Here is a 14383-nt window from a genome sequence, read left to right on the forward strand (position 1 = left end):
TGCCCAGAGGGTCCGCATATCGCCGCGCGCGTCTTGCCAGACCACCAGTCTGGACTGCGCCACGCACGACCATCTGCGAACCCTCTGGGCATCATGCCGCCTGCGCTGGGGTTGATCAGAGCATCCCCGGGACGGTCTGGTTTCGACGATCGTGGATCCGGACCGGAGGCGGTCCGGCGCCCGCCATCGAGCCCTCATGGCCGAACCACGGGATGGCACGGGCGCCGCCGGCACCCGTGCATGTGCGTCATCGATCATCAAGGGGAATGCCGTGCGCAGGGTCTGTCTGGCAGCAGCGTTGGCGCTGGTCCTGGGAACCGGGGAGGCCTGGGCGCAGGCGGCCGGGGGAAGTCCGCCGCAGATCCTCGTCAGCGGCGTGTCGGCTGCGGCGGGAGCTGCCGCGCAGACCGCCGTGCAGGGCATCATCGACCGCGAATACCAGCAGACGCTGGCGGCGGACGGCCATCCGGCCGCGCTGACCATGGTGCAGCTGCAGGCCCTGGCCGACCGGATCACCTTGGCCCTGCACAAGGCCGGCTATCCGGACGCGCACGCCTACCTGCCCGACCAGGTGGTGGCCTACACCGTGCATGGAGCAGCGGCGGCCGGCCAGGCGGCCGTCGCGGCCGCGGCGCAGACGCCGGCGGTTGCCACGCCGCCAGCCGCAGCGCCGGTGCCCGCGGCGCCCTCCGACCGGGTGGTGCCGCCGCTCAAGGACCGCGATGTCGGCAGCGCGCAGACGCAGCAGATCGCGGTGAGCGGCTTCCACGTGGACGGCGTGGGCGAGCACAAGGATGCCGGCATCACGCCGGCCAGCATGCAGGCGCTGGCGGATGCGCAATTCGGCAAGCTCGGCGGCGGCGCCGGGCAGCCGGCGAAGCTCGGCTTCGACCAGTTGCAGGGCGTGGCCGACGCGATCACCCAGCGCTACCGCAAGGCCGGCTTCATCGTGGCCACCGCCTTCCTGCCGGCGCAGACGGTGGGCGACGACCGCATCGTGCGCATCCAGGTGCTGGAAGGAAAGATCGGCCGCATCATCGTCAAGGGCACCAGGCGCTACCACCCCGGCGTGATCGCGGCGCCGGCGGAGAAGCTGCGCGGCAAGGCGCTGCAGAAGAGCGACGTGGACACGGCGCTGCTGTACGACCGCGACCTGCCGGGCGTGTCGGTGACCTCCACCTTCCAGCCGGGCGAACAGACTGGCGCCACCGACCTCATCATGGTGGCGCGCGAGGCGCCGCGGCCGTACACCATCACGCTGGGCGCGAACAACTACGGCACCGCGCTCACCGGCCGCTACCGCGCCGAGGCGGGCATCACCTGGAACAGCCCGCTGGGCATCGGCGACAGCCTCGCCGCCAACGTCAACTACGCGCTGGACCCCAGCCAGAACGTCTACGGCTCGCTGGTCTACCGCGCGCCGACGGTGGTGGTGCCGGGCCTCAGCGCGGTGGCGGGTGCCACCCGCAGCGAGCTGCAGATCAACTCCGGCCAGTTCGCCAGGCTCAACGTGAAGGGGCCGAGTTCGTCGTATTTCACCGGCGCCGACTGGAAGTTCGTCAACACCGACGACCTGAAGCTGCTCGGCTCGCTGCACTACATCCGCGAGGAGTCGAAGCTGAAGCTGGGCGGCTTCGACTTCCCGTTGTCCGACGAACGCTTCGACGTGGCCGAGCTGGGCTTCGGCATGGAACACACCGACAAGCGCTTCCACGGTGTGGACCTGCTGCAGGTGGCCGTGCGCAAGTCGATCAGCGACGACTCGAAGCAGCCGGACCTGGTCAGCCCCGACCATGCCAGCAGCTTCCTGTCCGAGCGGATCTCGTACACCCGCCTGCAGTTCCTCGCCCCCACGCAGCGGCTGTATTTCAAGTTCAACGGGCAGTACAGCAACGACGTGCTGGCGCCGCTGGAGCAGTTCGCGATCGGCGGCCCCGACAGCGTGCGCGCCTATCCGATCGCCGACGCACTGAGCGCCCGCGGCTACTACACCGCGCTGGAATACCACGTCGACGCGCCGGGCTTCGCCAACAAGACCTCGCCGTTCCGCGGCCGGCCGTGGCGCGAGCTGCTGGAGCTGGAAACCTTCCTCGACTACGCACGCGGTTTCCCGGTGGCGAAGGAACGCGCCACCGGCCTCAAGCCGGTGACCTACAGCGGCGTCGGCGCGGGCTTCATCTTCCGCCTGCCGTACTGGCACCACCTCCAGTTCCACTTCGACGGCGCGGTGCCGCTGGGCAACCAGGATGCCTCGGACCGGCACGGCTATCACGTCTACGGACGCTTCGACCTCACGTTCTGACGTACCACGATCTCGGACGGACAACGATCATGAACACGATTTCCCGCACGGCCCAGCGCAGCTCCCGTCAGCAGGCCGGGGCAATGCCGCCGATGGCCCTGCCGCGGCTGCGGCAGCAACGGCTGGCGCTCAGCCTGGCGGTGGCGCTCGGTTCGGTGTCGTTCTGCGGCGGCGCACTGGCCGCCGTTGCCGGCGGCGTGGCGCCCGGCACCACGCCCATCGGCGGCGTGGTGGTCGGCGGTTCGGGTTCGATCGCGCAGAACGGCGTGAATACCGTGATCAACCAGAACTCGGCGCTGCTGGCGCTGAACTGGCAGAGCTTCAACGTGGGCAAGGACGCCACGGTGCTGTTCAACCAGCCCTCGTTCAACGCGGTGGCGCTCAACCGCATCCTCGACCAGAGCCCCAGCCAGATCTTCGGCCACATCAACTCCAACGGCCAGGTGTTCCTGATCAACACCCACGGCATCATCTTCGGCAGCAGCGCGCAGCTGAACGTGGGCGGCCTGGTGGCGAGCACGCTGGACCTCACGCCGAGTGATTTCCTGTCGAACCATTTCAACCTCGACGCACACGGTGGCAGCGCCGGCGTCGTCAACCACGGCACCATCCAGGCCGCCAGCGGCGGTTCGGTAAGCCTGGTCGGCGGCAAGGTCGAGAACGACGGCCTGATCGTGGCGAACTACGGCCGCATCAACCTCGACGGTGCCGACAAGGCGGTGCTGGATTTCGACGGCAACGGCCTGATCAACGTGCAGATCACCGGCGCGTTGCAGCAGCGCCTGAGCAACGACGAAGCCGCGGTGGCGAACAACGGCCGCCTGCAGGCCGACGGCGGCACCGTGGTGCTGCAGGCCTCGGCCGCGAAGGACCTGTTCACCAACCTGGTCAACAACACGGGCGTGATCGACGCCCACGGCATCAGCACCGATGGCGGCGTGGTGCGCCTGGTCGGCAGCGGCGGCAACACCGTCAGCAGCGGCAGCATAGACGCCAGTGGCGTGCACGGCGGCAGCGTGCAGCTGCTGTCCGACCAGAACGTCGGCGTGATGGGCGGCAGCATCGACGCTTCCGGCTCGCAGGGCGGCGGCAGCATCCGCGTGGGCGGCGGCTGGCAGGGCGGCGAAGGTTTGCAGACCGCGGCGGTCAGCTACGTCGGGCCCGACGCGAGACTGGACGCCGATGCCACGCAGTCCGGCAACGGTGGCTCGGTCGTGGTGTGGGGCAACCAGGGCAACAATTTCCACGGCAGCATCAGCGCGCGGGGCGGCGCAACCGGTGGCGATGGCGGCCGGGTGGAAACCTCGGCACACGATGGCCTGAACGTGCAGGGGCGAGTCGATGCCTCCGCGCCCGGCGGCAAGGCCGGCACCTGGCTGCTCGATCCCTACAACGTGACGATCGCGACGGGCGGTACGGCATTCAGCAACCCGTTCACCGCTGCCGCCACGTCCACCATCGACCCGGCCAACATCGACACCGCGCTCAGCGGCAACACCAATGTGTTCGTGTTCACCAACACGAAGGCGAACGGCACCGTTGATGCCGGCAACATCACCGTCAACAGCCCGATTACGGCTACGGGAGCCGGTTCGCTGTACCTGCAGGCAGTCGGCAGCATTTTCCTCAACGCGAACATCGGCAGCGACGGCACGCATCCGCTCAACGTCAACCTGTGGGCGAACTACGGTGGAGCCGCCCAGGCGACCTCCTATACCAGCAACGCAACCTGCGCGAGTTGCCAGGTGATCATCGGCGACACGACTTCCGCCAGCATCACGACAACCGGCGGCAGCGTGAACATCCAGACGGGCGACAGCACGCATGCGGGCGGCAGCCTGCAGCTGGGAAGCAGCGGAACCATCACCGGCAGCATTGACACCTCGGGCACCTCGAACGGCGCTCTCAACGTGATCGCCACCGGCATCGCCCAGCAGGCCAGCGGAGCCAGCACCATCACGGCGGGGGTGGCCAGCCTCGATGCCGGCGCAGGTGCCATCACGCTCGGCAATGCGAACGACTTCACCGGTGCGGTGGGCTTGAACAACAGCGGCGCGAACAACGTGACGCTGAGCAACGGCAGCAATGCCCTGGTGCTGGGTGCGTCGAACGTCGGCAGCGGCACGCTGACGGCGAGCGGAGTGGGGATCAGCCAGACAGGCGCGATCATGCAGGCGAGCGGTGCCGGCACGGCGACGTTCAACGCGGGTGCCGGGGCGATCACGCTGGGCAGTGCGAACGCCTTCACCGGTGCGGTGAGCCTGAGCAACAGCGGTGCCAATGCGGTGGCGCTGAACAACGGCAGCAACGCGTTGGCGTTGGGCCTTGTGAACGTCGGCAGCACGCTGGGTCTGACCTATGGCGGTTCGCTCACGCTGGACGACAGCATCACGCTCGTCGGCCCATTGAGTTTCAGCACGCCCGTGCTGCTGGGCAACGACATCACGCTCACGAGTGGCAATGGCAACGTGAGCTTCGGCGGCACGGTCGACAACGCCACCGGCACGGCCCGGGCGCTGACGGTGAATGCCGGCACCGGCGCAGTGACGTTCGGCGGCGCGGTGGGCGGCGGCACCAACGGCGCACTGGCGAGCCTGGCCGCGACCGGAGGCAGCCTCACGCTCGACGGCAACGTCACCACCAGCGGCAACCAGACCTACACCGGCGCAGTGCAACTGGGCGGCAACGTGACGCTGGACAGCAGTGCGGGCAACGGTGCGGTAGGCTTCACCAGCACGGTGGACAACGCGGCCAGCGGTACGCCGGAAGCATTGACGGTAAACGCGGGCACCGGCGCGGTGACATTCACTGGCGCCGTGGGCGCAGGTGCCAATGGCGCGATTGGCGGGCTGACCGTGAACGGCAACGGCGCGACGAGCCTGGGCGCAGTGAACGCGGCCAGCCTGGCCACGAACACCGGCACGACCACGCTCAACGGCAACATCACCACCGCGAGCACGCAGACTTACACCGGCGCGGTGCTGCTGGGCAGTGGCGTGGCGTTGAATACCACCAACAACGCCGTGGATTTCAAGAGCACGGTGGACAACGCGGCCAGCGGCACGCCGGAAGCACTGACGGTAAACGCGGGCACCGGCGCGGTGACGTTCACCGGCGCCGTGGGCGCAGGTGCCAATGGCGCGATTGGCGCGCTGACCGTGAATGGCAACGGCGCGACGAGCCTGGGTGCAGTGAACGCGGCCAGTCTGGCCACGAACACCGGCACGACCACGCTCAATGGCAACGTCACCACCACGAGCATGCAGACTTACAACGGCGCGGTACTGCTGGGCAGTGGCGTGGCGTTGAATACCACCAGCAACGCCGTGGATTTCAAGAGCACGGTGGACAACGCCGTCATCGGCACGCCGGAAGCACTGACGGTAAACGCGGGCACCGGCGCGGTGACGTTCACCGGTGCCGTGGGCGCAGGTGCCAATGGCGCGATTGGCGGGCTGACCGTGAATGGCAGCGGCGCGACGAGCCTGGGTGCAGTGAACGCGGCCAGCCTGGCCACGAACACCGGCACGACCACGCTCAATGGCAACGTGACCACCACCGCGGGGCAGACCTACAACGGCGCGGTGCTGCTGGGTACGAGTGCCACGCTGGCGAGCACCGGGGGCGGTGCGATCGGGTTCGGCTCGACGGTGGACGGCGGGTTCGGCCTGACCGTGAGCACCAGTGGCACGGCCAGCTTTGGCGGTGCAGTGGGCGGCACGACGACGCTGACCAGTCTTGCCAGTGTCGGCACCGGCGCGGTCACACTGGGCGGCAACGTGACCACCAGCGGTGCGCAGAGCTATACCGGTGCGGTGACGCTGGGCAACAGCATCGCGCTCACCTCCAGCAATGCCGGAGTAGGTTTCACCGGCACAGTGGACAATGCGACGAGCGGCACGCCGGAAGTGCTGACCGTCAATGCGGCCAACGGCCTCGTGTCGTTCGGCGGTACGGTGGGTGGCGTCAACGGCGCACTGTCGGGCCTGACTACCAGCAGCAAGATGTTCAGCGCGAACGCGCTGAACATCGGTGGCGGCGGCCTGTCGGTGACGACGACGGGTGGCATCGGGCAGGGCGGTGCCTTTACCGTCACCGGAATATCGACCTTCAATGCCAGTGGCGCACTCGCGCTGAACAACAACGGCAACGACTTCACCGGCGCGGTGACGGCGACCGGCGCCGGCGTGTCGATATTCGACAAGAACAACCTCGATATCGCCGGCGTGACCGACAACGGCAACGGCGCCGTGAGCCTCACGGCCGCAGGTACGCTCACGCTGCCCAGCAGCGCGATCAATGCCGGCACGGGTGCGCTCACGCTGGCGTCCAACGGCGGCTCGTTGACGACGAACGGTGCGCTGAGCGGCGGCGCCGTGTCGCTGACCGGCAGCAGCGGCATCACGCTGGCTGGCAGCGTGACGGGTAGCACGCTGCAACTGGCTAGCACGAACACGCCAATCAACCAGACGGCTGGCATCCTGACCGTCTCGAATACCGCCAGCGTGGCAGCCGGCAGCGGTGCCATCACGTTGAACGGACTCAACGCGTTCACCGGCGCGGTGAGCCTCACCGGCGGCACCACGCAGATCACCAACGGCGGTGCGCTGACGCTGGGCTCGTTGAGCACGGGCGCACTGACCGCGACCAGCCTCGGTGGCGGCGTGAACCTCGGGCAGGGCACAGTCGGCGGTGCGCTGGTCGTCACGGCCGCGGGCGACATCACCGAAACCGGTGCGCTGGGTGTGACCGGCGCTTCCGGGTTCACGGTGACCGGTGGCCAGCACGACGTCCTGTTGAACACGGTCGCCACGCCGAACAATTTCGGTGGTCAGACGGTCACGGTGAACGCCAGCGGTGGCGGCAGCATCGGCACTCTCAGCCTGGGCGACAGCAATGCCGCCGCGCTGTTCCCGATCCTCACGGTCGCACCGACCAACCTGGTGTTGAATTACACCCAGGCGGGCATCGCCGTGACTTCGCCGCTGACGCTGGGCGGTACCCTCGACCTCACCGCCGGCGGCGGCATCGCACTGAATGGCAGTGTGAACACGGGCGGCACGCAGACTTACCACAGCGCGGTGCTGCTGGGTGGCGCCAGCACGCTGACGGCCAGCACCGGCAACGTGAGCTTCGGCGGCACGGTGAATAATGCAGGCGCCACGCCGGAAGCGCTGACCGTGAATGCCGCCAACGGCCTTGTATCGTTCGGTGGTGTCGTGGGCGGCGGCGCCAACGGCGCGCTGGCCAGCCTGACCACCAACAGCGGCTCCTTCAGCGCGAATGCCCTGAGCGTCGGCGGTGGCGGGCTTTCGGTGACGACCACCGCAGGTGGCATCGCCCAGGGCACCGGCGTGTTCACGGTGACGGGACCGTCGACCTTCAGTGCGGTTGGCCAGTCGATCAGCCTGACCAACAACAACGTCTTCGGCGGTACGGTCACGGCCAGCGGCACCGGCATCGCGATCACGGCCGCGGGCGATCTGTCGATCGCTTCGCTGACCGATGGCACCAACGGCGCGGTGAGCCTGATCGCCGGCGGCAACCTCATCCTGTCGGGCGCACCCATCGACACCGGTACGAGCGACTTGACCTTGTCCTCCGGCGGCACGCTGACGACCACCAGCGACATGAAAGGCGCTGACGTCTACCTCACCGGCACCAACGGGCTGAGCCTGGGCAGCAATGTCACGGCGACGACCACGCTCGGCCTCCACAGCAGCAACGGCTCGATCAACCAGACCGCCGGCGCGCTCACGGCGGGCACGCTGGTCGGCAACTCGAACGGCAGCACCACGCTGGGTGACCTCAATGCGATCGCCAGCCTGGGCGCGTTCAGCGCGAACGGCTTCAGCCTGAGCAATGCGGGCGCGCTGACGGTGGCTGGTGCGGTGGCGGGCGGCACGGGCGCCACCACGATCACGACGGGTGCGGGAAGCAACCTCACGCTGGCCGCGACCGGCAGCGTCGGTGGCAGCGGGGTGACACTGAACTCGGGCGGTGCGATAGCCGCGGCGGCGGGCAGCGTCGTCAACAGCAACAACGGTGCGCTGACCCTGGGCGGCGGCGCGTTCACGCTGGACGGCGCGTTGAACGCCGGCACGGGCACGGCGACGCTGGATGCGACGGGCGCGATCACGCAGGCGGCGGCCACGGGCGTCATCACGGCGGGCACGTTGACCGGTCATTCGACCGGCGCGAGCACCAGCCTGCTGGGCGTGAACCAGGTGGGCACGCTGGGTGCGTTCAACGCGAACGGCTTCAGCCTGAGCAATGCGGGTGCGTTGACGGTGGTTGGTGCGGTGGCGGGCGGCACGGGCGCCACCACGATCACGACGGGTGCTGGAAGCAACCTCACGCTGGCCGCGACCGGCAGCGTCGGTGGCAGCGGGGTGACGCTGAACTCGGGCGGTGCGATAGCCGCGGCGGCGGGCAGCAGCGTGAACAGCAACAACGGCGCGCTGGGCTTGAGTGGCGGTGCGTTTACGCTGGACGGTGCGTTGAACGCGGGCACCGGCACGGCAACGCTGACATCGAGCGGCGCGATCACGCAGGCGGCAGCCAGTGGTGTGATCACGGCGGGCACACTGACCGGCAGTTCGACCGGCGGCACCAGCCTTCTGGGCGCGAACAAGATCGGCACATTGAGTGCGTTCAACGCCACGAACGGTTTCAGCCTGACGAACGCCGCGGCGCTGAACGTGGGCGGCGCCGTCGTGGGCGGCACAGGGTCGACCACGCTCACCACGACTGCAGGCAGCAACCTCGCGCTGGCGGCCACCGGCAGCGTGGCCGGCACCGGCGTGACGCTGAGCTCGGGCGGCACGCTCGACGCGGCGGCGGGCAGCAGCGTGAACAGCAACAACGGCGCGCTGGGCTTGAGTGGCGGTGCGTTTACGCTGGACGGTGCGTTGAACGCGGGCACCGGCACGGCAACGCTGACATCGAGCGGCGCGATCACGCAGGCGGCAGCCAGTGGTGTGATCACGGCGGGCACACTGACCGGCAGTTCGACCGGCGGCACCAGCCTTCTGGGCGCGAACAAGATCGGCACATTGAGTGCGTTCAACGCCACGAACGGTTTCAGCCTGACGAACGCCGCGGCGCTGAACGTGAGCGGCGCCGTCGCGGGCGGCACGGGCGCGACCACACTCACCACGACTGCAGGCAACAACCTCGCGCTGGCGGCCACCGGCAGCGTGGCCGGCACCGGCGTGACGCTGAGCTCGGGCGGCACGCTCGACGCGGCGGCGGGCAGCAACGTGAACAGCAACAACGGCGCGCTGGGCTTGAGTGGCGGTGCGTTTACGCTGGACGGTGCGTTGAACGCGGGCACCGGCACGGCAACGCTGACATCGAGCGGCGCGATCACGCAGGCGGCAGCCAGTGGTGTGATCACGGCGGGCACACTGACCGGCAGTTCGACCGGCGGCACCAGCCTTCTGGGCGCGAACAAGATCGGCGCGCTGGGCGCATTCACCACCGGCGGCGATTTCGCGTTCAATGACACGCAAAGCCTCACGGTCAACACGGCGCCTTCCGCGAATGGCGGTGCGGGCAACATCACCCTGGCCACCACCGGTGCCGGCTCCGATCTCGCGCTGGCGAGCGGCGTCACCGGCAACACGGTGACGCTGCAGGCCGGGCGCAACCTCACGCAGACCGCCGGTGTCATCAAGGCGAATACGCTGGCGGGCAGTGCGGCCGGAAGCGCCAGCCTGAACGACGCCAACCTGATCGGCACGCTGGGTGCGTTCAACGCCACGAACGGTTTCAGCCTGACGAACGCCGCGGCGCTGAACGTGAGCGGCGCCGTCGCGGGCGGCACGGGGTCGACCACACTCACCACGACTGCAGGCAGCAACCTCACGCTGGCGGCCACCGGCAGCGTGGCCGGCACCGGCGTGACGCTGAGCTCGGGCGGCACGCTCGACGCGGCGGCGGGCAGCAGCGTGAACAGCAACAACGGCGCGCTGGGCTTGAGTGGCGGTGCGTTTACGCTGGACGGTGCGTTGAACGCGGGCACCGGCACGGCAACGCTGACATCGAGCGGCGCGATCACGCAGGCGGCAGCCAGTGGCGCGATCACGGCGGGCACGCTGACCGGTCATTCGACCGGCGCGAGCACCAGCCTGCTGGGCGTGAACCAGGTGGGCACGCTGGGTGCGTTCAACGCGAACGGCTTCAGCCTGAGCAATGCGGGTGCGTTGACGGTGGTTGGTGCGGTGGCGGGCGGCACGGGCGCCACCACGATCACGACGGGTGCTGGAAGCAACCTCACGCTGGCCGCGACCGGCAGCGTCGGTGGCAGCGGGGTGACGCTGAACTCGGGCGGTGCGATAGCCGCGGCGGCGGGCAGTGTCGTCAACAGCAACAACGGTGCGCTGACCCTGGGCGGCGGCGCGTTCACGCTGGACGGCGCGTTGAACGCCGGCACGGGCACGGCGACGCTGACATCGAGCGGCGCGATCACGCAGGCGGCAGCCAGTGGTGTGATCACGGCGGGCACGTTGACCGGTCACTCGACCGGCGCGAGCACCAGCCTGCTGGGCGCGAACCAGGTGGGTACGCTGGGCGCGTTCAGCGCGAACGGTTTCGGCCTGACGGATGCGCGGGCGTTGACGGTGACCGGTGCGGTGGCGGGCGGTACGGGCGCCACCGCGATCACGACGACGGGTGCAGGAAGCAACCTCACACTGGCCGCGACCGGCAGCGTCGGTGGCAGCGGGGTGACGCTGAACTCGGGCGGTGCGATAGCCGCGGCGGCGGGCAGTGTCGTCAACAGCAACAACGGTGCGCTGACCCTGGGCGGCGGCGCATTCACGCTGGACGGCGCGTTGAACGCCGGCACGGGCACGGCGACGCTGGATGCGACGGGTGCGATCACGCAGGCGGCGGCCACGGGTGTCATCACGGCGGGCACGCTGACCGGTCACTCGACCGGCGCGAGCACCAGCCTGCTGGGCGCGAACCAGGTGGGTACGCTGGGCGCGTTCAGCGCGAACGGTTTCGGCCTGACGGATGCGCGGGCGTTGACGGTGGCTGCTGGCGCCACGGTGGACGGCGGCACGGCCGGCACGACGCTGACGACGACGGGCGCGGGAAACGGCCTGACGATCAACGGTACGCTGGGCAACACCAGGGGCACGACGACGCTGGCTTCGGCCGGTGCGATCGACGAAGGCGCGAACGGCGTGGTGAAGGCGAGCACGCTGACCGGCAGTGCGACCGACGACGCCACGCTGGGCGGCGCCAACCTCATCGGCACGCTGGGCAGCTTCAGCGCCAGGGACATCGCCCTCGTCGACGCGCAGGCGCTGACGGTGGCGGGACCGCTGGCGACGACCGGCGGTACCGGCAACATCAGCTTGCGCACGACGGGCGGCGGCAACGTGCTGAGCGTGAACACTGCGCTGAGCGGCGGGACCATCACGCTCGATTCGGCCGGCGCGCTGACGGTGGGCAACAGCATCACCGGCACGGCGGTGAACCTGGGTGCGGGCGGCAACCTGGCGATCAATGCGGCGGTAAGCAGCGGCACGGGCACGACGACGCTCACGCAGACCGGCACCGGCGCGATCACCGAGGGAGCCGGCGGCACGATCACGGCCGGCACGCTGACCGGCAGTTCGACGGGTGCAACGACGCTGGGCAATGCCAACCTGATCAGCACGCTGGGTGCGTTCGGCGCGAACGGTTTCAGCCTGGCGAATGCGCAGGCGCTGACGGTCGGCGGCGCGGTGAACGGCGGCACGGGCACGGCGGCCATCCACACCACGACCGGGGCGCTGACGGTGGGCGGCGCCGTCAGCGGCAACGCGGTGACGCTGGACAGCGCCGGCGGACTGGCGATCAACGCGGCGGTGAACAGCGGCGGCGGCACCACCACGCTGACTTCCGGCGGCACGATCGGCGAAGGCAGCGGCGGCCTCCTCACGGCAGGCCTGTTGACCGGCAGCTCCAGTGGCGCGACCACGCTGGGCGGCGCCAATGCGATCGCGAACCTGGGCAACTTCACCGCGAACGGCTTCAGCCTGACGAACGCGCAGGCGCTGACGGTGGCCGGCGCGGTGAGCGGCGGCGCGGCGGGCGTCACGCTGGCCACCACGTCCGGCAACCTGACGGTGGATGGCAGCGTGAACAGCGGCAGCGGCACCACCATGCTGACTTCGGCCGGGGCCATCGGCGAAGGCAGCAGCGGTGTCATCGCAGCCGGCACGCTGACCGGCAGCGCCGCCGGCGCCACCGCGCTGAACGGGGCGAACCAGATCGGCACGCTGGGCAGCTTTGGCGCGAACGGCTTCGGCCTGACGAACGCACAGGCGCTGACGGTGGCCGGCACGGTGAACGGCGGCAGCGGTGCCACCGGCATCGCCACCACTGCGGGGGCGCTCACGGTGTACGGCAGCGTCGCCGGCGCTTCGGTTGCACTCGGCGGGCAGGGCGGTCTCGGCATCAACGGCAGCGTGAACAGCGGCGCCGGCAGCACCACGCTGAGTTCCGGCGGTGCGATCAGCGAAGGCAGTGGCGGCGCCATCACCGCCGGCACGCTGATCGGCAGCGCCAGCGGCGCGGCGGTGCTGGGCGGCGCCAACGCGATCGCGAGCCTGGGCAACTTCACGGCGAACGGCTTCAGCCTCAGCAACACGCAGGCGTTGACGGTGGGAGGCGCGGTGAGCGGCGGCAGCGGCGCCACCAGCCTCGCCACCACGGCGGGCGCGCTGACCATCAACGGCAGCATCGCCGGTGGCACGGTGAGCCTGGACGGCGGCAGCGGCCTCGCGATCAACGGCGGCGTGAACAGCGGCAGCGGCACGACCACGCTGGCTTCGGGCGGCGCGATCGGCGAGGGCGGCAACGGCGTCATCACGGCGGGCACCTTGATCGGCAACGCCGCGGGCGCGGCCGCGTTGAACGGCGCGAACCAGGTCGGCAGTCTGGGCGGGTTCAGCGCGAACGGCTTCAGCCTGAACAATGCGCAGGCGCTGACCGTGGCGGGCGCGGTGAACAGCGGCAACGGCGCGACCAGCCTCGCCACCACGGCGGGCGCGTTGACGGTCAACGGCAATGTCGCCGGCAGCGCCGTCACCCTCAACGGCGGCAGCGGCCTCGCGATCAACGCGGGCGTGAACAGCGGTGGCGGCACGACCACGCTGCTCTCGGGCGGCGCGATCAGCGAGGGCAGCAACGGCGTGGTCACCGCGGGCACCCTGACCGGCCAGTCGACCGGCAGCACCACGCTGGATCCGGCGAACATGATCGCCACGCTGGGCAATTTCACGGCGAACGGCTTCAACCTGCTGAACGGCGAGGCGCTGACCGTCGCCGGCACCGTCAATGGCGGCAGCGGCATCACGCTGCAGACCACCAGCGGCGGCGTGACGATAGCCGGCGCCTTGTCCGCCCGGCTTGTCACGCTGCAGTCCGCCGGCACCATCGACGGCGGCGCGGGCGGCAGCATCACCGCCGCCACGCTGACCGGCAGCGCGGCCGGCCCGACCACACTGGGCACAGCCACGCAGTTCATGGGCAACCATGTCTCCACGCTGGGCGGGTTCGCCTCGCCGGCCGGCTTCAGCTTCACCAACGCGCAGACGCTGACGCTGGCCTCGGTGGGCGGCAGCGCGTACACGGTGAATGCGGGCACGTCGTCGCTGTACCTGGGCGTGAGCGGCGGCGACCTGCTGCAGCAAGGCACCAACTGGTTGTACGACGGCGCTGGTACCTGGTCCTCGACCGGCCGCATTGGCACCATCGGCGCGCCGATCTACGTCACCGGCGTGAGCGACCAGACGGTGGCCCAGGTCGGCGTGCCACCGGCCTACTTCTACGCGGTGGATGCGCAGGGCAACCTGCTGCCGGTGGTCGGCGCGCCCAGTGTCAACGTGCCGACTTCGGCGCTGACCAGCCGCGCGCAGAACGGCAACCACGGCGATGCCTACATCGACCCCAGCGTGATCAACGCCAACTACCGCTCGTTCGGCATCGTGCCGTCCGGCATCCTGCTGCCGGCCGACCAGCAGGCCTGCCAGCCGGGCCAGCCCGCATCGGCCGATTGTCCGGACAATGACTGAGTCGCGG

General features: G+C 69.7%; 2 protein-coding genes. Both read left to right on the plus strand.

Features of this window, described 5'->3' with window-relative positions; all coding sequences use genetic code 11:
* Window positions 1-271: 271 nt before the first annotated feature.
* On the plus strand, window positions 272-2302 hold the full coding sequence (locus AB7878_RS15400) for a ShlB/FhaC/HecB family hemolysin secretion/activation protein (protein WP_369495204.1): 2031 nt from the start codon (window positions 272-274) through the stop codon (window positions 2300-2302).
* A 29-nt stretch (window positions 2303-2331) separates the two neighbouring features.
* Complete coding sequence (locus tag AB7878_RS15405; protein WP_369495205.1) at window positions 2332-14376, plus strand: filamentous hemagglutinin N-terminal domain-containing protein; 12045 nt, start codon at window positions 2332-2334, stop codon at window positions 14374-14376.
* Window positions 14377-14383 lie beyond the last annotated feature (7 nt).

Origin of the sequence: Rhodanobacter humi (assembly GCF_041107455.1) — a bacterium.
Classification (GTDB): domain Bacteria; phylum Pseudomonadota; class Gammaproteobacteria; order Xanthomonadales; family Rhodanobacteraceae; genus Rhodanobacter_A.